This window comes from Streptomyces sp. NPDC090499, assembly GCF_044769305.1.
In the GTDB taxonomy this organism is placed as follows: Bacteria; Actinomycetota; Actinomycetes; order Streptomycetales; family Streptomycetaceae; genus Streptomyces.
The window spans coordinates 242,639-262,727 of sequence record NZ_JBIVXP010000001.1 but is presented as its reverse complement, the minus strand read 5'-3'; the positions used below and the strand labels follow the sequence as shown (position 1 = coordinate 262,727).

20 protein-coding genes are annotated in these 20,089 nt (G+C 73.1%); 11 read left to right on the top strand and 9 right to left on the bottom strand.

From position 1 onward, the window contains the following. Window positions 1-13: 13 nt before the first annotated feature. Together coaE and ACIQVL_RS01235 are read left to right on the top strand one after the other, a co-directional pair. Entirely contained in the window at window positions 14-646 is a 633-nt protein-coding gene (gene coaE, locus ACIQVL_RS01240) for a dephospho-CoA kinase (RefSeq protein WP_403473954.1), read from the top strand. 50 nt (window positions 647-696) lie between these two features. Then, a complete protein-coding gene (locus ACIQVL_RS01235) occupies window positions 697-1,083 on the top strand; it encodes a tetratricopeptide repeat protein (protein WP_403435080.1) in 387 nt (128 codons plus the stop codon). A gap of 27 nt (window positions 1,084-1,110) precedes the next feature. Here ACIQVL_RS01235 and ACIQVL_RS01230 read toward each other — a convergent pair whose 3' ends face one another. Further along, window positions 1,111-1,410, bottom strand: a complete 300-nt coding sequence (locus ACIQVL_RS01230; RefSeq protein ID WP_403473953.1) for a DUF6343 family protein — start codon at window positions 1,408-1,410, stop codon at window positions 1,111-1,113. 65 nt (window positions 1,411-1,475) lie between these two features. Here ACIQVL_RS01230 and ACIQVL_RS01225 point away from each other — a divergent pair, with 65 nt between their 5' ends. Continuing rightward, window positions 1,476-2,390, top strand: a complete 915-nt coding sequence (locus tag ACIQVL_RS01225) for an acyltransferase domain-containing protein (protein ID WP_403435084.1) — start codon at window positions 1,476-1,478, stop codon at window positions 2,388-2,390. 126 nt (window positions 2,391-2,516) lie between these two features. Beyond that, window positions 2,517-3,206: a class I SAM-dependent methyltransferase gene (locus tag ACIQVL_RS01220; RefSeq protein WP_403435488.1), complete on the top strand. Its 690-nt coding sequence runs from the start codon at window positions 2,517-2,519 to the stop codon at window positions 3,204-3,206. Between the two features lie 67 nt (window positions 3,207-3,273). On the opposite strand, the gene ACIQVL_RS01215 is transcribed toward ACIQVL_RS01220, so the two are convergent. After that, window positions 3,274-3,873, bottom strand: a complete 600-nt coding sequence (locus tag ACIQVL_RS01215) for an RNA-binding S4 domain-containing protein (protein ID WP_403435086.1) — start codon at window positions 3,871-3,873, stop codon at window positions 3,274-3,276. A 209-nt stretch (window positions 3,874-4,082) separates the two neighbouring features. On the opposite strand from ACIQVL_RS01215, the gene ACIQVL_RS01210 reads away from it, so the two are divergent. Continuing rightward, a complete protein-coding gene (locus tag ACIQVL_RS01210; protein WP_403473952.1) occupies window positions 4,083-4,784 on the top strand; it encodes a uracil-DNA glycosylase in 702 nt (233 codons plus the stop codon). A 34-nt stretch (window positions 4,785-4,818) separates the two neighbouring features. On the opposite strand, the gene ACIQVL_RS01205 is transcribed toward ACIQVL_RS01210, so the two are convergent. Next, window positions 4,819-6,291, bottom strand: a complete 1,473-nt coding sequence (locus tag ACIQVL_RS01205; RefSeq protein ID WP_403473951.1) for a LamG domain-containing protein — start codon at window positions 6,289-6,291, stop codon at window positions 4,819-4,821. 143 nt (window positions 6,292-6,434) lie between these two features. Further along, window positions 6,435-7,127: a GntR family transcriptional regulator gene (locus ACIQVL_RS01200; protein WP_403473950.1), complete on the bottom strand. Its 693-nt coding sequence runs from the start codon at window positions 7,125-7,127 to the stop codon at window positions 6,435-6,437. Between the two features lie 138 nt (window positions 7,128-7,265). On the opposite strand from ACIQVL_RS01200, the gene ACIQVL_RS01195 reads away from it, so the two are divergent. Together ACIQVL_RS01195 and ACIQVL_RS01190 are read left to right on the top strand one after the other, a co-directional pair. After that, complete coding sequence (locus ACIQVL_RS01195) at window positions 7,266-8,741, top strand: NCS1 family nucleobase:cation symporter-1 (RefSeq protein ID WP_403473949.1); 1,476 nt, start codon at window positions 7,266-7,268, stop codon at window positions 8,739-8,741. A gap of 5 nt (window positions 8,742-8,746) precedes the next feature. Continuing rightward, on the top strand, window positions 8,747-9,475 hold the full coding sequence (locus tag ACIQVL_RS01190; protein WP_403473948.1) for an aspartate/glutamate racemase family protein: 729 nt from the start codon (window positions 8,747-8,749) through the stop codon (window positions 9,473-9,475). 36 nt (window positions 9,476-9,511) lie between these two features. Here the strand turns inward: ACIQVL_RS01190 and ACIQVL_RS01185 are convergent, their stop codons facing one another. Both ACIQVL_RS01185 and ACIQVL_RS01180 read right to left on the bottom strand, forming a co-directional pair. Then, complete coding sequence (locus ACIQVL_RS01185) at window positions 9,512-9,964, bottom strand: GNAT family N-acetyltransferase (protein ID WP_403435098.1); 453 nt, start codon at window positions 9,962-9,964, stop codon at window positions 9,512-9,514. Next, window positions 9,961-10,374: a RidA family protein gene (locus tag ACIQVL_RS01180; RefSeq protein ID WP_403435100.1), complete on the bottom strand. Its 414-nt coding sequence runs from the start codon at window positions 10,372-10,374 to the stop codon at window positions 9,961-9,963. Before ACIQVL_RS01180 ends, ACIQVL_RS01185 begins: the two co-directional genes overlap by 4 nt. A gap of 347 nt (window positions 10,375-10,721) precedes the next feature. Here ACIQVL_RS01180 and ACIQVL_RS01175 point away from each other — a divergent pair, with 347 nt between their 5' ends. Further along, window positions 10,722-11,453 (top strand): hypothetical protein, encoded by a 732-nt coding sequence (locus ACIQVL_RS01175; RefSeq protein ID WP_403435102.1) that lies wholly within the window; start codon window positions 10,722-10,724, stop codon window positions 11,451-11,453. A 568-nt stretch (window positions 11,454-12,021) separates the two neighbouring features. Next, a complete protein-coding gene (locus tag ACIQVL_RS01170) occupies window positions 12,022-13,884 on the top strand; it encodes an FUSC family protein (protein ID WP_403473947.1) in 1,863 nt (620 codons plus the stop codon). Between the two features lies 1 nt (window position 13,885). On the opposite strand, the gene ACIQVL_RS01165 is transcribed toward ACIQVL_RS01170, so the two are convergent. Both ACIQVL_RS01165 and ACIQVL_RS01160 read right to left on the bottom strand, forming a co-directional pair. Beyond that, window positions 13,886-15,292 carry an SMI1/KNR4 family protein gene (locus ACIQVL_RS01165; protein ID WP_403473946.1) on the bottom strand — a complete coding sequence of 469 codons (1,407 nt, stop codon included), beginning with the start codon at window positions 15,290-15,292 and terminating at the stop codon, window positions 13,886-13,888. Window positions 15,293-15,381: 89 nt separating this feature from the next. Continuing rightward, on the bottom strand, window positions 15,382-16,338 hold the full coding sequence (locus ACIQVL_RS01160) for an endonuclease/exonuclease/phosphatase family protein (RefSeq protein WP_403435108.1): 957 nt from the start codon (window positions 16,336-16,338) through the stop codon (window positions 15,382-15,384). Between the two features lie 356 nt (window positions 16,339-16,694). On the opposite strand from ACIQVL_RS01160, the gene ACIQVL_RS01155 reads away from it, so the two are divergent. Further along, entirely contained in the window at window positions 16,695-17,351 is a 657-nt protein-coding gene (locus ACIQVL_RS01155) for a DUF899 domain-containing protein (RefSeq protein WP_403473945.1), read from the top strand. Between the two features lie 165 nt (window positions 17,352-17,516). Continuing rightward, entirely contained in the window at window positions 17,517-17,696 is a 180-nt protein-coding gene (locus ACIQVL_RS01150) for a hypothetical protein (protein WP_384030322.1), read from the top strand. Between the two features lie 14 nt (window positions 17,697-17,710). Here the strand turns inward: ACIQVL_RS01150 and ACIQVL_RS01145 are convergent, their stop codons facing one another. Further along, window positions 17,711-19,672, bottom strand: a complete 1,962-nt coding sequence (locus ACIQVL_RS01145; protein WP_403473944.1) for an ABC transporter ATP-binding protein — start codon at window positions 19,670-19,672, stop codon at window positions 17,711-17,713. Window positions 19,673-20,089: the final 417 nt, after the last annotated feature.

The window sequence follows — 20,089 nt, the reverse complement described above, 5'->3', positions numbered from 1 at the left end:
TAAGCTTCGGGGCATGCTGAAAGTTGGCCTCACCGGCGGGATCGGAGCCGGCAAGAGCGAGGTGTCGCGGCTGCTCGTCGGGCACGGCGCGGTGCTGATCGACGCCGACCGCATCGCGCGTGAGGTCGTCGCGCCCGGAACCCCCGGTCTGGCCGCCGTGACCGAGACCTTCGGCCCGGAGGTGCTGGCCGCCGACGGCAGCCTGGACCGGCCCAGGCTCGGCTCGATCGTCTTCGCCGACCCCGCGCGACTCGCCGTACTGAACGCGATCGTGCACCCCCTCGTCGGGGCCAGGTCCCGCGAGCTGGAGAGCGCGGCCGCCGGCGACGCCGTGGTGGTCCACGACGTCCCGCTCCTCGCGGAGAACGGCCTCGCGCAGCTCTACGACGTCGTGGTCGTGGTGGACGCCGCTCCCGAGACCCAGCTGGACCGGCTGACCCGGCTGCGGGGGATGACCGAGGAGGACGCCCGCGCCCGCATGGCCGCGCAGGCGACGCGCGAGAAGCGCCTGGCGGTCGCGGACATCGTGATCGACAACGACGTGCCCCTGGACGCGTTGCGGCAGCGGGTCGGGGAGGTGTGGGCCGACCTCCTGCGCCGCGCGCGGACGGCCGGTCCGGACGAGCCGAATGCGGCCACGAAATAGCGGGCACCCGTCCGGGCGTTGAACCGCTTCAGTGAGGGAAGGACTTTGCCGTGCCCGAGACCAGCGGTTCGACCGGACGTACTCCGGAGACGCATGTCATCGACTTCCGTGCCGCCGAGCAGCTGCTCAACGCACGGGACCCGCGGGGCGCGGTGAAGCTGCTCGACGGAGTGATCGGCGCGCACCCCGAGAACACCGCCGCTCGGCTGCTGCGCGCGCGTGCCTTCTTCGCCGCCGCGCAACTGCGCCCCGCCGAGCTGGAGTTCACCATCGTCCTGGAGCGCGAGCCGGACAACGCGTTCGCCCACTTCGCGCTCGGCCGCACCTACCAGCGCCAGGGCCGCGCCGACCTCGCGATACGCCACTTCCGGCTGGCGGCCGCCCTGGACCCGAACCCGGAGTACCTGAAAGCGGCCCGTTTCGACAGCGACGCGTGAGCCGACGGAACGTGTCCGGACGCTCCCTCAGGGGTGACCGTGCTGCGGCGGGTGCCGGAACGGCGGGGGGCGGCTGTCCGCGGGTTGGTACGGCGGCACATCGCGGCCCGGCTGATAGTGCGGGCCCTGCCGGATGTGCCTGAGGACCACGGCCATGTCGACGGTGGCCACCAGCCACAGCACCCCGCAGGCGGCAGCCCAGCCGGGCCGCCCCACCAGCGCGAACACCACCGTGCCGAAGACGGCCCAGGCCAGCCCCCACACGCTCAGCCACAACCGCGCCCGCAGGGCACTGCGGGCGGTCACCGGTTCACTGCCTGTTCGCATCCCGGATCACCGTTCCTTTCTGCAACGTACTCCTCGACCGGACGTTCACCAAGGGGGACCCAGCCGTGCTGCCGGACGCCGCCGACCTGCCCGACCTGCTCCTCGACCTCGCCGTGCCGCACGAGGACATCAACGAGGTGGTGGCCCTGCGGCGGGCCGTGGCCGCCGACCCCGGGGTGGGGCGGCTGGTGGCGGCGGGCGCCGAGGACGTGACCGGTGCCGTCCGGGAGGTGGACGACCCGTCCGGGCTCGCCGACCGGGCCGCCCAGGCCCCGGCCGCCCTGGGCGAGTACTTCCTCGTGTACGTCTTCCTCGCGGCGGTGCCGCACGCCCGCGCGGTGCACCGGGCGCGCGGCATCCCCGACGACGTCTCCCGCCACACGCTCGCCGACCTCGGCCGCGGCATGGCACTGCACCGCAGGCGGCACGGCAGGGGAGGGCTCGGAGCGCGCCAGGGGCACTGGCTCACCCGGCACTTCTGCGGGCGGCTCTACCAGCTGGGACGGCTGCAGTACGAGCGGACGGGACTCGGCGAGCGCACGGCGCAGGCGATCAGATCGGCCGGTACCGAGGTGACCGGCGGCGAGCCCTCCCTGGACCTGCACATCCCCGACTTCCTCGGGCCGCTCACCCCGGCCGCCTGCGACCGCTCCCTGGACCACGCCCGGGAGTTCTTCGCCCGGCACTTCCCCGAGGAGCCCCACGCCGTCGCGACCTGCCACTCCTGGCTGCTCGATCCGCAGCTGCGCCGGCACCTCGCGGCGGACTCCAACATCGTCCGCTTCCAGGACCGGTTCCGGCCCGGCTGGGAGGACCCGGAGCCGGCCGACGCCACACCGGTCGGGTTCGTCTTCGGCGACCCGGACCTGCCGGTACGGGACCTGCCCCGGCGGACGTCGGTGGAGCGTGCGGTCGGCGACCACCTGCGGGCGGGCGGCCACTGGTACGTCGGGCACGGATGGTTCCCGTGGGACCGGTGACGGCCGTCAACCGCCGCCTCCGCAGGAAAGTTCCCGTCGGGCTTTCGAACTGCTCGAACGAGTGAACTGCCGGGGTGCGGGAACGGCGGCGCGGGGACCGGCCGTTGTCCGGGCATGACGATTGAAATGCGTGAGGGGTACGAGGGGACGGGTCCGGGAGCGATCACCCCCGACGGCTGCGCGGTCGAGCTCTACTCGCGCCTGACCGCGGGAGCCGAGCCGGACATCATCGAGGCGGCGGTCCCGGCCGGTGCCCGCATCCTGGAGCTGGGCAGCGGTGTGGGGCGCATGACGCATCCGCTCCTGGAGCGCGGGTTCACGGTCACAGCGGTGGACGAGTCGGCGGAGATGCTGGCGCGCGTGCGCGGGGCGCGCACGATACGCAGCACCATCGAAGGGCTCGACCTGGGCGAGAAGTTCGACGTGGTGATGCTCGCGTCGTTCCTGGTGCACACCGGGGACGCGGAGGTGCGCCGGGGCATGCTGCGCACCTGCGCGGCGCACGTGGCGGACGGCGGCTTCGTGCTCATCCAGCGGGAGGGTGCGGACTACCACGCGAAGGTGCCGAGGGAGCGGGTCGACCCCGGCGGCTACACCGTCCGGATCCTGTCGGCCGAGCCGGTCGGGGACGGGGTGAACTCGGTGCACGCGGAGTACGAGTTCCCGGACGCGACCTGGACCCAGACCTTCCTGACCCGGCCGCTCACACCGGAGCAGTTCGAGGAGGCGCTCGCGGAGGCGGGACTGGAGGTGGCCGAGTATCTGACCGAGGACGGGACGTGGGTGAAGGCGGTACCGGCGACCCGGCGCGGGTGACCCCGCCGAGCGGACGCGGGGCCGGGTTCCCCGGACGGGCCGGACGCCGACCGGGCCGGCCGGTGGATCACCGTCCGTGGGGGCGTCCACCGCCCGTCCGGCCTGCCGGGCCCATCCCGCCCGCGCCGGCCCCACCCGCTCCGCCCATGCTGCCCATGCCGCCCATGCCTCCGAGGCCGCGCAGTCGTTCCAGCTCGCGGCGGTCTCGCTTGGTGGGGCGGCCGGTACCGCGGTCGCGGATGCCGATGGCGGAGAAGGCCTCGCGGGGCGGGGGCGGCGGGGAGTTGTCGATGTAGCACACGGCGGCCACCGGGGCGCCGACCCGCTTGCGGATCAGCCGCTTCACGATGACGACCCGCTCCCGCCCCTCGTGACGCAGCCGCACCTCGTCGCCGACGCGCACGGAGTGGGCGGGCTTGACCCGCTCGCCGTTCACCTGGACATGTCCGCCCCGGCAGGCGGTGGCCCCCAGGGAGCGGGTCTTGACCAGTCGGACGGCCCAGATCCAGCTGTCGATCCGCACGTTCTCACCGGGGGCGGGACCCGCGGCCTCGGCAGCGGCGACGGCGGCGGCGATCGCGGCCGGGTCGGGAGCCGGGGGCGCGGGAGCCTCGGCTGCCTCGCCGCTCGTCTGCTCCCTGCCGTCGTCCGCATCCTCAGAAGCCATGTCCCGACCTTAGCTCTCCGGGCCGAAAGCGACGGAACCGTTTTACCGAGGCCCACCACCGCGCCCCGGCAGGGAGCGGGGAACTGCGCGACCAGCCACACACCACCCGCGCCCGCCCCCCGCACAGACCGACACGGCGCCCTCGCGTACCCCCGCCGCCCCCGCCCGAGCCGCTTCGGCAAACCTGGCCCCGGCCCTACCGTTGAAACGTGGACCACGCCCCTCGCACCCGGCTCGCCCGCCTCGACCAGCGCGTCGGCGGCTGCCGGTCCTGTCCCCGTCTGGTCGCCTGGCGGGAGGACGTGGCGCGTACCAAGCGGGCCGCATTCGCCGACTGGACGTACTGGGGCCGGCCCGTCCCCGGCTTCGGGCCCGCGGACGCCCGGCTGCTGATCATCGGCCTCGCCCCGGCCGCGCACGGTGCCAACCGCACCGGCCGGATGTTCACCGGCGACCGCTCCGGCGACGTGCTGTACCAGGCGCTGTGTGACGTCGGGCTCGCCTCGCAACCGACCTCGGTGCGCGCCGACGACGGCCTGGAGCTGTACGGCGTGCGCGTCACCGCGCCCGTGCACTGCGCCCCGCCCGACAACAAGCCGACCCCCGGGGAGCGTGACACCTGCCGTCACTGGCTGACCGAGGAGCTGACGCTGCTGCGGCCGACCCTGCGCGCGGCCGTCGTGCTCGGCGCCTTCGGCTGGCAGGCCGCGCTGCCGGCGTTCGCGGAGGCGGGCTGGACCGTGCCCCGGCCCCGCCCGGCCTTCGCGCACGGCACCCGGGTCGGCCTCGGCGGCCTGGACCTCTTCGGCTGCTTCCACGTCAGCCAGCGCAACACCTTCACCGGCCGCCTCACCCCCGAGATGCTCCGCGAGGTGCTGCGGGCGGCGGCGGAGGCGGCCGGACTGGATTGACGGCCGACACGGTGACCGGCGTGAGCGGCGGGGTTCAGACGATCCGGGCCGCCGCCACCGGGCGGTCGTCCACCGTGTGGGTGCCGGTGGACGCGGAGGAGTTGACGCTCCAGCGGTACCGGGAGAACTCGCCGGTGGCGTCGGAGGCGTAGAACATCATGTGGCCGATGCCGACGCCCTGGAAGTTCTCGCCGGCCACGTTGCTGACCATGCGGGTGTCCGGGTAGCGCGGGTAGTTGCTGAGTCCGTAGACGCCGTGCGGGTCGGAGGTGCAGTCGACGATCTCGACGGCGTACTGGGTCTCGCCGGTGAAGTCGGTGACCCCGCTGAAGACGCCCTTGACCTCGCGGACCATGACGATGTGCCCGGTGTTCTCCGCGTCCTGTCCGTTGTAGTCGACGGCGATCAGATCGCCCGGCCGCAGGTCGGCGACCTTGCGGATGCGGCGGAAGCGCGGTCCGGCGGTGCCGTTGCGGAACGCCGAGCAGTAGTCGGCGGCCTCCGGGCCCTTCTCCTGGAAGTACTGGAGGAAGTAGGTGTCGGTGGCCCAGCCGTAGGTGTGCCTGAGGACCGCGGTGACGAAGGACGAGCAGCGGGCCCGGGCCACCCAGCCGGCCAGGTCGTCCGGGCGGCCCCAGGTCACGGTCGCCGCCGTGTCCATCAGATAGACGTTGTTCGCACGTGCCGTACGCCCGCTGACCAGGGCGATCTCATCGGCGTCGAGGGCACGGCCGTAGGCGCGGACGTCGTCGACCGCGCCCTTGAAGCGGTTCGCGTAACCGCCGTCCCAGCGGGCCCGGCCGATGCTGAAACCTTGGGTCGCCGCCCAGGACAGCGCGGTGTCGGCACTGCCTTCCAGGACGCCGTTCACGTAGAGCTGGACGCGGGTGCCGTCCCAGACACCTGCCAGGTGGGTCCAGACGCCCGTCTTCGTCACCCGGGCCGCGGCCAGTGCCGAGACCTTGGTGCTCTGGTCCTCGCTGCGCACCTTGAACGCCCAGGTCCCGGCCGTGTCGTCGTACTGGAGCAGGAAGCGGCTGACGCTGCCGCCGTCCTGGCTCACGGCCGTGTACATGTTCGTGAGCACGGCGTCCTCGGCCAGCCGGACCCAGGCCGTGACCGTGAACGGGGCCGTGGTGTCCAGGACGGAGGCGGTGGCGGCGTAGGCACCGGCGGTGCCGTCGAAGCTCAGTTCGCCGCCCGCGCGGAGCGCGGTCCAGCTCGCCCCCGGGCCCAGGGTGACCGGGTGCTCCAGGCCGGAGCGGTCGGCGCCGGTGCCGTCCAGCGGCCAGTGCCCGGCCGGTCCCGTCGGCAGGTAGCCGGCCGCCAGCAGCCGCTGGTACCGCACCAGCTGCTCGGCCTCGGCCAGATGCGGTGCGGCGACCGGGGTGAACGGCGTGTCCAGCGGCTCGTCGGCGGCGGCACTCCCCGTGCCCACCGTCATGCCGGCCACCGCGCCCATGCCCGCCAGCGCGGCCCCGCTCAACAGCCCCCGCCTGCTCACCATGGTCATGCCCTCCCCGTTCGGTCCGTGCCGATCCGTCTCCGGTCCTCTCGGTTCCGGCTCCGGTCCGTGCGGATCCGTTTCGATCTTCATTGGTGAGGAGAACTCTAGGAGATTCCTGTGCGAACTGGTGTTCCTGTGGATGGCTACTCGGCGGCCGGATCCCGCGGCTGGTCGCCGATGTCCTCGCCGAACAGGTGCCGGACGGTCGACCGGTAGTTGGCCTGGACGTGGCCGAGTGCGCGGGCGCGGGCGCGGTCCGGGTCGCCGGAGGCGATCGCGTCGTACAACTCGCGGTGTTCCGTGAGGAGTTGCGGCCACTCCTCGTTGCGCCGGGTGAGCCAGCGCAGTCGGCCGTCCACCGGCTCCATGACCGAGATGAGCAGGCTGTTGCCGGCCAGGGCCAGGATCCGGTCGTGGAAACGGGTGTTGATGTCGGTGATGGTCTCGGCGTCGTCCGCCGCGGTCGCCCCGGCCGCGCGGTCGAGCAGTTCCCGCAGCTCGGCCAGTGCCTCCGGGGTGGCCCGGGCCGCCGCCAGCCCGGCCGCGTACACCTCCAACGCCTCGCGCAGCTCGAAGAGTTCCTTGACGTCGGTCGGGGTCAGCCGGCGCACGACCGTGCGGCGGGCCGACTCGAAGAGGACGAAGCCCTCGGCGACCAGGGCCCGGATCGCCTCCCGGACCGGCACCCGGGACACCCCGAACCGTTCGGCGAGCTCGCGTTCCACCAGCCGGTCGCCCGGGCCCAGCCGCCCCGCGATGATGTCCTGCCGCAGGGTCGCGAGGACGCGTTCGCGTACCGCGCCGAGAGGTTCGATCTTCGTGGTGGGGGAGCCCATGAGGTCATTTTCGCCGACCCGGAGGGCTTTTACGGAGCCGTAACGGGACGGACATCGGTCGGAACGCTTGACGGGAGCACCATGACCGCAGTTTGGTATACCAAAAGCTGGTACACCGGTTGGTTCCCTGGAGGCCCCGTGTCCCTCGCCGACCGCGCCGAAGCCACCGGCGCAACCGTGTTCGTCCCCGACCCCCGGCTCACCAACGAAGACCTTGCCCCCGCCGAGCAGCGGAACTGGAAGGTCTTCGACCTCTTCGCCATGTGGATGTCCGACGTCCACAACCTCGGCAACTACACCTTCGCCGCCGGCCTGCTGGTCCTCGGCATGAACGTCTGGCAGGTCTTCACCTCCCTCCTCGTCGGCTTCGTGCTCATCTACGTCGGCATGAACTGGATGGGCCGGATCGGCCAGCGCCACGGCGTGCCGTTCCCGGTGGTCAGCCGCATCAGCTTCGGTGTCTGGGGCGCCAACATCCCGGCGCTCATCCGGGCCGTGATCGCCATCATGTGGTACGGCATCCAGACCTACCTGGCGTCCGTCGCCGTCAACGTGATGCTGCTGGCGGCCTGGCCGGGTCTGAAGTCCCTCACGGAGAGCTCCTTCCTGGGCCTCGACACGCTGGGCTGGATCTCCTTCGTGTCGCTGTGGCTGGTCCAGGCGGCGATCATCAGCCGGGGCATGGAGACGATCCGCAGGTTCCAGGATTTCTGCGGCCCGGCGATCTGGCTGGTCATGATCGCCCTCGCGGTCTGGATCCTGGCCAAGGCGCACTGGACCATCTCGCTCACCTCCACCCCGCACCCGGTCTCCACCGGCGAGCAGTGGCGGCAGTGGTTCGGCGCGATCGGCCTGATCCTCGCCACCTACGGCACCCTGATGCTCAACTTCTGCGACTTCTCCCGCTTCGCGCCCGACTACCGCACCGTCCGCCGCGGCAACTTCTGGGGCCTGCCGATCAACTCCACGGCCTTCGTGGTCGTCTCCGTGATCGTCACCGCCGGCTCCCTGGAGGTCTTCGGCGAGGCCATCACCGACCCGGCCGAACTGGTCGCCAAGGTCGGCAACACCTGGGTCCTGGTCGTGGCCGCGCTGACCTTCGCGGTCGCCACCATGGGCGTCAACATCGTCGCCAACTTCGTCTCACCCGCGTACGACCTGGCCAACGTCTGGCCACAGAAGATCAGTTTCCGGGTCGGCGGCATGATCAGCACGGTGGCCGCGCTGGTCGTCACGCCCTGGAACCTCTTCTCCAACCCCACCGTCGTCAACTACTTCCTCGGCGGACTCGGCGCCTTCCTGGGCCCGCTGTTCGGCGTGATCATGGTCGACTACTACGTGATCAAGCGCGGCAGGGTGGACGTCCAGCAGCTCTTCGACGCGTCCCCCGGCTCCCCGTACCACTACCGCACGGGCGTCAACCCCAAGGCTCTGTGGGCGTTCCTGCCCGCGGCGGCGGTCGCGGCCGTGCTCGCGCTGGTGAAGACGTTCAGCGACGTGGCGCCGTACTCCTGGTTCATCGGCACCGCCCTGGCCGCGGGCCTGTACCTGGCACTGTGCCGCGGTGACCGCGCGCCGGCCCCCGTCCCCGCCCCCGTCGCCGAGGAGGTCTGACGAACGTGCGGATCGTCGTCACCAACTGCAACACCACGCAGGAGATGACCGAGGAGATCGTACGAGGTGCCCGGGCCGCGGCAGGCCCGGGCACCGCCGTGACCGGGCTGACCCCGCACTGGGGGCCCGAGTCGGCGGAGGGCTGGCTGGACAGCTACCTGTCGGCGGCGGCGGTCCTGGACGCGCTGCGGACGTACACCGGTCCGGCCTACGACGCGGTGGTCATGGCCGGCTTCGGCGAGCACGGGCGGGAAGGCGTCCGGGAGCTGGTGGACGTGCCGGTCGTCGACATCACCGAGGCCGCCGCCCATCTCGCCTGCCTGCTGGGCCGCCGCTACGGCGTCGTCACCACCCTGGACCGGTCGCGCGGGCAGATCGAGGACAGCCTGGAGACCGCCGGAGTGGCCCGCAACTGCGTCGCCGTCGCCGGCACCGGACTCGGCGTCCTCGACCTCGCCGGTGACCCCGGGCGCACGGAGGCCGCGTTCCTCGCCGCCGCCGAGCGGGTCCGGGACGCGGGCGCCGAGGTCCTGGTCCTCGGCTGCGCCGGGATGACGGGGCTGCAGCGGGTGGTGGGGGAGAAGCTGGGGGTCCCGGTGGTCGACGGGGTCGGCGCGGCGGTGAAGCTGGCCGAGTCGCTGGTGACGCTGGGGCTCACGACCAGCCGGGCGGGCAGCTACCGCAAGCCGCTGGCGAAGAGCCGGGTGTGGGGGGCCGCGCCGGGGCGGCCGTAGTGCTGGTGCCCGCTCGGGACAGGGGCCGGGACCGGCTCAGGGCCGCCACACGTACCGCACGTCCGGCTCCCGCTCCTCGTTCCCGCTCCCGTCCGTGTGCTCGACGGCGACGAAGCCGTGCCGCTCGTAGAACCGGTGCGCGGGCCTGTTGACCTGGAAGGTCCAGAGCGTCAGCCCCGCCGGGGAGCGTTCCTTGGCCAGCGCCACGAACCGGTCACCGATGCCGCGCCCCCGCCACTCCGGGGCCAGGTACAGCTGGGACAGCAGATCCTCCGCGAGCACCATCATGCCCACGACGCGCCCGGCCGCCTCCGCGACCCAGGTCTCGCGCGCCGGTACCACGACGTCCCGGATGTACGCGCGCACCTCGTCGTCCGAACGCGGCCGGACGACGGTGGGCAGGGCGGTGTCGAACGACCGCAGCCAGACGTCGGCGACCCCGGCGGCATCCGGCCCGGCTGCCCGGCGCAGTACGACCCCGTCGTTCACCCCCGCGCCCCGTCGGGCACGACGGCCGTGGCCGTGATCTCCACCAGTTGCCCGGTGTAGCCCAGACAGGCGACCCCGACCAGCGTCGACGAGTGCGGCCCTGCGCTCAGTCCCGAGGCCTCGACGACCTCCCACACGCTGGACAGCACCGCGGGCTCACTGCTCACGACGTACACGTCCGTCGCCAGCACGTGCTCCAGGTCGCTGCCGACCGAACGGAGCTGCTCCCGCAGGTTGGCGATCACCCGCTCGGCCTGCCGCGGCGGATCCCCCTCGCCGACGAGCTTCCCCTCGTCGTCCAGCGGAACGGAACCGGCGAGGAACGCGAGCTTCGTGCCGGCCTCCACGACGGAGACGTGCGAGTAGCCGGGCGGCGGGAAGAGAGCCGGGGTGGTGACGCGCTGGATCACGGGGGCTCCTGTGGTGAACGGCGGACAACCTGACGATCATCCGCGCTCGCACCGGGCGGCCGCACCTGAATTTCCCGGCCGGGCGCGGGGCAGCCGGCCCCGGTTCCCCGCCGCCGGCCGGATCTCCGCACTGCGCCCGGGGCGAGTGGGTGACGAACGAGAAGCGGCTTGTGGAGCGGGCCGGGTTGTGGAAAGGCGATGACATCCTCGGCGGATTGCGCGCGGAATCCAGGGAGTTGGTCCGGGCCGCGAGTGAGGCCGACTCGCAGCCCGGCGTCGCGTGGCCTATTCGGGCTGCTCGAAAAATGCTTGGGAATAAGCCAGTTGCCGCTGCTACCTTCCCTCACGTGGCGAAACTCAATCAGATCATCGCGGTCGAGAAGGGCATCAAGTCCAAGGCGCATCAGGACCTGACGTCGGCTCATCACGGGCTGCAGAAGCCCGCGTTGCTGGCCGGTATCTCGCGGACGTACCAGCCGAAGGACGAGGAGGGCGAGCAGTTGCCGCCCGAGTCCACGCGGGTCCAGGTCAAGGCCGAGGACGTGCTGCGGGAGACCTCGGCCACGCTGACGCGGCTCTTCGACGTGACCGCCACCAAGGACTGGGCCAACTGCGAGGCCAGGGCCGACGTGAAGGTGGACGGGCGGGTGCTGGTCGCCGACGTGCCCGTCGCCTACCTGCTGTTCCTGGAGAAGCAGCTCGTCGACCTCACTACCTTTGTGCGGAAGCTGCCCGTCCTCGACGCCTCCGAGTCGTGGGTGCAGGACCCCTCCACCGACGCGTGGAAGACCGAGCCGGTGCGGACCCTGCGCACCAGGAAGGTGCCCCGCAACCACGTGAAGGCCGAGGCCACCGAGAAGCATCCGGCCCAGGTCGAGGTCTACTACGAGGACGTGCCGGTGGGGTACTGGACCACCGTGAAGTTCTCGGGTGCCCTGCCCGCCCGGCGGGTCAACGAACTCCTCGACCGGGTCGAGAAGTTGCAGCAGGCCGTCAAGTTCGCCCGGGAGGAGGCGAACGGCGCCGACGTCGTCGACCAGCGGGTCGGGGACGCCGTGTTCGGCTATCTCTTCGGATAGCCTTTCCAGACTCCCCGGCCCCTGCGGCCGGGGTGCGCGAGGAGCGCAAAGCTGAAGCTGAGCCTTGTCGTGAAGAGCGGTCGAACCCACAGTGCGCACAGTGTGGACAACGCACACCGCGCACACCGGGCGGGCCGCGTTGAATCTCAGACTCTCGCTCCAGACTCAGCATTCGCCGCCGATCGCCGGATCGACCGGGCCCGGGCCCCAGCACGTCGAAATGCAGGTTCAAGTCCTGCCCGCGCAGCTCGATGCGTGGTGGTCCAAAGGAAGGACGCGGCGACCTCACGACTGACCCGGGTTCTCAAGCGTGCCGGCGTGTGACGATGGGCGGCATTCCGGGGCCCGGGGGCAGGCTACGCCCCCGGGCCCGCTCGCGTTCCGTTCCGAACCGGGCCCGCGGGGAATTGCGTTCATAATGAACGCGGCTCTCCGGGGCACTTGTCACACCCGCGAAATGCGAACGCACCTTTTCGTACCGGAACGCGATCTACCGTGGACACCGAAGCCAACAGCCCGGCCACCGTCGCCCGAAGGCACACCCCGCCCTCGTCCGGACAGGAGCCCCGTGTCCCGTCGTATCGCCCTGCCGCCCTGGCTCGCCCACGCCCTGCGCGCCCAGCGCGGGCCCGTGTCCTGGAGCGCGGTGACGCGAGGGGCGCTGGCCGCCGGGCCCTTGCTGCTCGCCGCGGTCCTGCTGCACCGCACCTCCCTCGGTGTCGTCGCCGCCATCGCCGCCATGCTCGCCGGGATCAACGACCGGCCGGGCAGCCGGCGGTCCGCCGTCCGACGGCTCGGAGCGCCCGCCGCGGCCGGAGCGCTCGGGCTGCTCGTCGGCACCTACGGCGGGGAACACCTGACCGCCGTCCCCCTGACCCTGCTGCTCACCGGCCTCGGGCTGGTCGCCGGCGGCATGAGTGCCGTCGGGCCCGTCGCCTCCGGGGCCGGGACCCAGCTGCTGGTCGCCGCCGCCATCGGCGCCGGGATGCCGGTCGCCGAGGCGGGCTGGCAGCGGGCCCTCGCCTTTCTGGCCGGCGCCGGGTGGCTGGTGGTGCTGCGGCTGGCCCTGCCCACCCCGGGCGCCCTCGCCGGTGACTTCCGCTTCGACGGGGAGCGGGCCGCCGTCGCCGCCGTGTACGACGCCGTCGCCGACCTGCTCGACGCGGTGGGCGGCGAGGCCGCGGGCCGCCGGCGCGTCGCCCTCACCGCCGCGCTCGACCATGCCCAGGACGCGCTCACCGGTCCCCGGCTGCGGCGGTACGCCAGTTCCGCCGCCGAACGCCGGCTGCACGCCCAGTACGCCGCGGCCCTGCCCCTCGCCGAGGCGGCCACCGCGCTCGCCTGGGCCGGGGAGCCGGTGTCCGCGCGGGCGGCCGAGGGGCCCCGGCGGCTCGCCGTCGCCGTCCGGGCCAACGGCGGTACCGGCCCGCTGCCCGCGCCCTCGCGGTCCGCGCCCGCGCTGCGCGCCCTCGACGACGCCCTGCTGCGCGCCGCGGCGGCCTTCGACCGGGCCGAGCCCGAGGGCGGCGGGCAGCGGCCGCCCGCCCGGCGCCGCAGCGCCGCCGACATCGTGCGGGCCGCGTTCGGCAGCGGCGGGCGCGAGTACGGGCTGCGGGTCGCCCTCTGCTTCGGGGCCAGCGCCGCCATCGCCCAGGCCCTGCACCACGCCCGCTGGTACGGCGAGCACCAGCACTGGTACTGGCTGCCGGCCACCGCCGTCTTCCTCGTCAAGCCCGACCTCGGGCCGCTCGCCTCCCGGGTGCTGTGCCGGGCCGCGGGAACCGTGCTCGGCGCCCTCGTCTTCGCCGGCCTCGCCGCCGTACTGCCCAGGCCCGAGGGACTCGTCGCCCTGGTCGCCGTCTGCGGCGCGGTGATCCCGGTGGCCACCCGGCACTTCGGCGCCCAGACCGCCGTCGTCACCGTCCTCGTGCTCGCCCTGGTCATGGTCGGCGGCGAACCGCAGGCCTCCGTCAGCCGGATCGGCGAGACGCTGCTGGCCTGTGCGCTCGTGCTGATCGTCGGCCATCTGCCGTTGGCGGGGCGGCGGGGCGGCGGGGTACGGGCCCGGCTCGCGGCGGCCGGGCGGGCCGCGCACGCCTATCTCGACCACGTCCTGAGCGGGTCCGGCGACCGCGGCGAACGGTGGGCCCTGCGCCGCGAGGCCTACCGCACCCTCGCCGAGGCCCGTGCCGCCATCGCCCTCGGCGCCGCCGAACTCCCCGCCCTCGCCCGCCGCACCGAGGGCACGGAGGCGGTGGCCGCCGTACTCGAACGGCTCGTGGACACGACCACCGCGTGCGCGGTGCACCTCGACGAGACGGGACGGCTGACCGACCGGCACACCCGGCAACTCGAAGACCTGGCAGGAGAACTGGAGCGCGGCGGGCGGCGGCTCGGGGTCGTGGTGCCGCGGATGCCGGTCGCCGCCTAGCTCACTGCCCCAGAGCGCCCTCCAGCACCGTGACCGGTATGGGCGGGCGGTTCCACAGGGCGAGGATCTCGTTGGCCAGCGCCACGACCGGCAGTGGCGGCTGGTTGCCGCGCACCCCGACGGCGGCCGCCAGGAGGCCGCGCGGCACTGCCGAGGCGTCGAGCAGGACGCGCCAGTCCTCCGGGCCCAGTTCCAGGAACTCGAGGCCGGTCAGCTTCGCGATCTCCAGCGGGTCGGCGAGCGTGTCCGGGTAGGCGCTGAGGGTACGCAGCCGGGGCAGCCCGGTGACCGGGGCGAGCCCGAACCGCCGGCCCTCCTCCACCACACCGATGCTCAGCACCTCCAGATCGGGGTGCGCGGCCTCCTCGACGCCGGCGATGCCCCGGTGGTTGACGTATGCCACGGCCGGCGGCAGGTGGCCGGCCGCGCCGCTCCGCCGGACGTCCTCCGGCAGGTTCACCACCAGGTCGGTGAGGGAGTCGGCGAGCAGGTCGGCACCGGTGTGGTCCTCGTGACCGATCATGATGACCTGGCCGGTGTGGCCGCACGGGCCGGGCGTGAGGTCCACCGCGATCCGGTCGCCGCCGCCGTTGTCGCCGAAGACGATCCAGCCCGGCGAGCCGACCAGGCCCTGCACGGCGGCGTCGGGCGGGGTGACGACCGCGTCCTTCGCCGCGAACCGCCAGTCGGCCTGCCGGGTCCCCGCCTCGGCCAGGTACAGCTCGTCCAGCGGGAAGAGCTCGCAGCCGGCCGCCGCGTAGCTGTCCTCCGGGTCGTCCCAGTGCTCCCAGTGCGCCCGCGTCACCCGGTACAGCGCCCTGAGCTCCTCGGGCAGCGGGACACCGAGCCGTGCCTCGGCCTCGGCGAGCTCCGCCCCGGTCGCGCCGACGGCGCCGGGGAGCCGCTCGCGCAGCGTCCGCGCCAGCAGGGCGGGGTCCGCGGAGGGGTGCGTCGGGGCTTCCGGGACCGGGTCGGGCAGCCGCCGCCACGGCTGGGGCACGGCGTTCTCGACCAGGACGAGCGCACCCGGGTGCGGACCCCCGCCGGCCGGTGTCACGGCGGGGCTGGGGCCGATCAGGTGGAGCACGGTCCGCCCGTCCGGCCGGATCTCCGCGACGAAGGACATGGCGTCGGTACCGGCCTCGGTGAGCGCGGCCTGTACGCGCCCCACCGCGTCGTACTCCTCCTGGACGTCCTCCACCTGAGCCGCCCGGCCCGGCTGCGGAGCGGGTCGCCGCAGGAGCAGGCTCCAGCCGAACCGGCCGATGTGTCCGGACACCTGGATGTCCGGTGCGGCGGGCCGTTCCGCGGGGGCGGCCTGCAACAGCCGCAGCACCGGTTCCCAGGTGGCGAAGTCGTACAGTGCGGGCTGTGCGGGCTGTGCGGGCTGCGTGGGCTGTGCGGGCAAGGCGGGCTCCAGCCGTTCGGGGACGTCGGCGGGACGATTATCACGGGAGCGGGTGACAGAGGCCGGAGCCGGTGACCGCCGTGGACCTCTCAGTCCGTGAAGCGCGCCCACACCGGCGCGTGGTCCGACCCCGCGACCCCCCGCCGCTCCGCCGGATCCGCGCCCACCGACGGCAGCCTCGGCGGCGCGGTCGTACCGGGCAGGCCCGTGCCCGCCTCCGTCAGCCGGTGCACCAGGCGGTGGCTGAGCAGTACGTGGTCGATCAGTTCGTGCCGCCCGGAGTCGACACGGGAGTAACGCTGCTCCGCCGGTATGCGCGGGGCGACGTCCCACAGCCGTACGGCGTCGCCCCTGTCCGCGTGGTCGTAGCCGGGGGTGCCGAGTTCGGAGCCGGGCGGGCCGAGGAGGATCTGGGTGGTGGCCGCCTGTACCTCGTCGTTGAGGTCGCCGAGGACCGCGACGTCGCGGGACGCGCCCTGCCCGGCCAGCAGTTCGTCCGCCAGCGCCCGCAGTGCCGTCGCCTCGGCGGCGCGCCGGTAGAGGGCGTACGCCCCGTAACGTGCCCGTTCGCCCTCGTCGTGCGGGTAGAAGCGGTCGCCGGGGTAGGTCAGGAGCTTGGACTTGAGGTGGGCCACGGCCACCGTGAGCGGTCCGGCCGGGCCCTGCACCGTGACCGCCAGGAAGCCGCGCCCGGCCTGGGTGGCGGTCGCGCCCGAGTCGTCCGTCTGCACCGGGCGCAGGCCGGCCGGGAACGCGGCCGTGTCGGCGGCCGCTGTCAGCTCGGTACGGGCCAGGAAGCCGACCCGGATGCCCCGGCCGTCGGGGTGCGAGGAGAGTGCGAACCGCCAGTTCGGGCCGAGCAGTTCGGCCAGGTCCGCCAGGGCGTCGGGGTCGCCGACCTCCTGTACGCCGAGCAGGGTCGGGTCGAGCGCGCCGATCACGGCGGCGAGGGCGGCGAGCTTCGCCTCGTAGGCGGACTTGTCCTTGGGGCCGTAAGGGCTGCCGGGCCGGTAGAGGTTTTCGAGGTTCCAGGTGCCCAGGAGCATGCCGGGCTCCTTCCAGGAGGTGGTGCGGCCAGCGTGCTCGTCCGGGCCGCCTCGCGACAGGGCCCGGACCGGATGCGCGGCTCGGCTCGCACGGGCCGGGGACCGTGCCCTACGTCGGGGCGACGAGCTCCGCTCCCGCAGACCGCGGCGCCGGGCCGGGCCGGGCGCGGCTCCGCTCCCGCCGGACTCGTCGGCCGCGGACACGGACGGCGCATCCTGGAGTACGACACCTGACGGGTACGCGGCTGCGTCGGCGCGGGGAGTGAGGAAGGTACGGAAAAAATCTCGGCCGCGCCGATGAGTTCTCCTCCCTCCCGCGGTCACCACCCGGAACCGACCGTCGTACTGGAGGGTCCATGTCGCTTCCGGAGATCGTCTCGCGTGAGCGGTGGCGTGCCGCGCGTGCGGAGTTACTGCGCAAGGAGGAGGCACTCGCGCGGGCGCGGGACGCGCTGAGCGCCGAGCGGCGCCGGCTGCCCATGGTCGAGGTGGACCCCGAGTACGTCTTCGAGGGCGGCGACGGCAAGGCGACCCTGCTGGACCTCTTCGAGGGGCGGGCCCAACTCGTCGTCCACCACTTCATGTTCGCCCCGGAGTGGGAGGCCGGCTGCCCCTGCTGCGCCGCCTTCCTCGACCAGGTCGGCCACCTAGCCCATCTGCGGGCGCGCGGCACCTCGTTCGCGGCGGTCTCCCGGGCGCCGTTCACCAGGATCCTGCCGTTCAAGGCGCGGATGGGCTGGACGCTGCCCTGGTACTCGTCCTGCCACACCGACTTCGAACGCGACTTCAACCGCGACTTCGAGGCGACCATCGTCGTGGACGACGAACCGGTCGAACGGCCCGGCATCAGCTGCTTCCTGCGCGAGTACGACCGGGTCTTCCACACCTACTCGGTGTACGGCCGCGGTCTCGACGGACTCGGCCCGGCCACCTCGCTGCTCGACCTGACGGCCCTCGGCCGGCTGCCGGAGGGCAGTGACCGCATCCGTTATCACGACGAGTACGAAGACTGACACAGTCGGTCACGGAAGTGGCCGAAAGTATGCCGAGAGTCAACGGACCCTCACCGTCCGCCCCGACCGTGTGTCGGGTATGTCTCAGTAGCGTCACCGGGCGAGCCGTTCGCGTTCTCCAGAGCGTTAACTCCTACAGGTAAGACGCATTTCTGGAGGTGCAGGATGGTGAACGGGCGAACCGTGCTCGAACGCTTTCCCGCAGGCGGACCGCGAGGATCATGGCCTGCGGAGGAGTTCGCGCAGGCTCGGCGGCTCGAAGGGCTGCCCGCCGAGGTCGTGATGGATCTGGCCACGGACACGTTCCTGGTCATCGTGCGCGGCACCGGCGGTGTCGAGGCCTAGCCGGGCCGTGACCGTCAACCGGCTTCGCGGACCGGCAGTTTCGCCGCGAACTGGTCCGCCTGGAGCGCGTACAGCTCCGCGTAGACCCCGCCGCCGGCCAGCAGTTCGTCGGGGGTTCCCGACTCCACCAGCCGGCCCTGGTCGAGGACGTGCACCAGATCCGCGTGGCGGACCGACGCCAGCCGGTGGGTGATCAGCACGACGGTCTGCCCGGTGCCCGCCAGCGCGCGGATCTTCTCGAAGACCTCCAGCTCGGCCCGGGCGTCCAGGGCGGCCGTCGGCTCGTCCACGATCAGGATGTGACCGCGCCGGTAGGCGGCCCGCGCGATGCCCAGCCGTTGCCACTGGCCGCCGGACAGCTCGTGCCCGCCGCTGAAGTGGCGGGCCAGCAGGGTGTCCAGACCGCGTGGCAGGTCCTCGACCACGTCCTGCGCGCCCGCCTCCGCGACCGACGCGGCCAGCCGCTCGTCGGTGAGCGGCGCCGACGAGCGGCCGACGGCCACGTTGACCTTGGCGGTGAAAGGCCAGCGCTTGAAGTTCTGGGCGACCATGGCGATGCGTTCGGCGAGCCGCTGCCGGTCGGCCCGAGCCGCGTCGACGCCGTCCCACAGGATGCGGCCGCGGTCCGGCTGGTACAGCCCGGCCAGCAGCTTGACCAGGGTGGTCTTGCCGGAACCGTTCTCGCCGACCAGGGCGACGATCCGGCCGACGGGGATGCTGAGCGTGACGTCGTCCAGGGCGGGGCGGACGTTCTCGTCCGGATGATCACTCGGATAGGTGAAGGTGACGTTCTCGAAGCGGATCTCCTGGGGATCCTCGGGCAGCGGGTCACCGCCGAGCGGGATCGCCCGCTGTGCCGCCTCGACGTACAGCCGCTCCAGGTCGCCCACGAACAGTGCTTCCTCGTGCAGCGTGTTGATCTCCAGCACGAGGGTGCTGAGGCTCGCCGAGCCGCTGCGGATCGCGATCACCGCCGTACCGGCCACCGACAGGGCCATCGCCCCGCTCAGCAGCAGCCCGCCGAGCGTCGCGTACGTGGCGACGGTCGCGAGGCCGGTCCAGGCCGCCGCGATCAGGCCGGTACGGGCCGCCAGCCGGGCCAACCTGGCCTGTTCCGCCTCCGCCGTCTCCGACATCGCCCGGTAGTGCCGCAGCAGGAACGGGCCGACCCCGTGCACCCGGATCTCCGGCGCCGCCTCCGGCTCGGTGAGCAGGGCTCCGATCAGGTGGCCGGCGCGGGCGTGCTGTACCCAGGTGTGGTACGACTCGTAGCGCCGCCGGGCGTTGGTCAGGGCGCCCCAGGCGCTCGGGATTGTCATCGTGATCAGCAGCGGGAGCAGGGCCGGGTGCAGCACCGTCAGCACACCGGCCGCGGTGATCAGCGAGATCATCGCGTTCACCACGCGCGTGCCGTACATGATCATGCGGCGCGCCGAGGAGGCGCCGTACTGCGCGGTGTCCAGCAGTTTGTGGAAGGCGTGGTCCTCGATCGCGGCGAGTTCGACGGCCGCGGCCCGCTCCAGGTACATCGCGGTCGCCACCCGCTCGACCTTGGGCTCCAGACGGCCGGTTGCGTACGTGGACGCGGCGCGCAGCAGGGCGGCCACGGACATGACGACGGCCAGGGCCACCAGGGCGGGGGCGGCGCTGCGCAGCCGTTCCTCGACGGTGCCGGAGCCGGTGCCGATCAGCCGGGCGAGGACGCTGTTCACGGCGAGCAGGCTCGCGGCCTGGGTCACTCCGACGCCCACCTGAGCGGCCAGCACGATCCGCGCGGCCCCGGCGTCCGCCTGCCGGGCCAGCCGCAGACTGGACGCGAGCATGCCGGGCAGCCGGGTCATCATGGCGCGGAAGTCCAGCTCCAGGAAGGCGTTGCCGTGCTGGCTCCAGCCCATGTCGTAGCGGAGCGGTCCGCCGAACAGCAGTTGCTCGGACTCCGACGTCTCGGGCGCCGCCGTGTCCCGCTTCTTCCTCACCGCGATCCTCCCCGGGGCCGAGACCGTGTCCGTCCGTGCCGTCCGTGTCCGTCCGCGGCGGTGTCCGTGCCCGTGTCCGGGTACGTGCCCGTGGACGAACGGCCACTATTGCGGGCTGAGCCGCCACCGGGCAGGGCGCGCGACGAGGCTCGCGGGGCGCGGGGGAGTGCGCGAGGGGTACGGTCCGGGGCGGCACGGAGTCGCTGGGGAGTCGCGCCGGAACTGTCGGCCGGGGCCGTGCGGTGTCAGGCGCTCAGGGGGCGGGACCACTCCGGTGTCGTGCCGGTCACCCGGCACAGCGCGAGGTACAGCGGGATCGGCCGGCCACTATTGCGGGCTGAGCCGCCACCGGGCAGGGCGCGCGACGAGGCTCGCGGGGCGCGGGGGAGTGCGCGAGGGGTACGGTCCGGGGCGGCA

Coding starts and splice junctions, on each gene's coding strand:
- coaE (WP_403473954.1), top strand. CDS start 14: ATGCTGAAAGTTGGCCTCACCGGCGGGATCGGAGCCGGCAAGAGCGAG.
- ACIQVL_RS01155 (WP_403473945.1), top strand. CDS start 16,695: ATGTCGCTTCCGGAGATCGTCTCGCGTGAGCGGTGGCGTGCCGCGCGT.
- ACIQVL_RS01205 (WP_403473951.1), bottom strand. CDS start 6,291: ATGGTGAGCAGGCGGGGGCTGTTGAGCGGGGCCGCGCTGGCGGGCATG.
- ACIQVL_RS01215 (WP_403435086.1), bottom strand. CDS start 3,873: ATGGCTTCTGAGGATGCGGACGACGGCAGGGAGCAGACGAGCGGCGAG.
- ACIQVL_RS01160 (WP_403435108.1), bottom strand. CDS start 16,338: ATGCTCCTGGGCACCTGGAACCTCGAAAACCTCTACCGGCCCGGCAGC.
- ACIQVL_RS01230 (WP_403473953.1), bottom strand. CDS start 1,410: ATGCGAACAGGCAGTGAACCGGTGACCGCCCGCAGTGCCCTGCGGGCG.
- ACIQVL_RS01150 (WP_384030322.1), top strand. CDS start 17,517: ATGGTGAACGGGCGAACCGTGCTCGAACGCTTTCCCGCAGGCGGACCG.
- ACIQVL_RS01200 (WP_403473950.1), bottom strand. CDS start 7,127: ATGGGCTCCCCCACCACGAAGATCGAACCTCTCGGCGCGGTACGCGAA.
- ACIQVL_RS01220 (WP_403435488.1), top strand. CDS start 2,517: ATGCGTGAGGGGTACGAGGGGACGGGTCCGGGAGCGATCACCCCCGAC.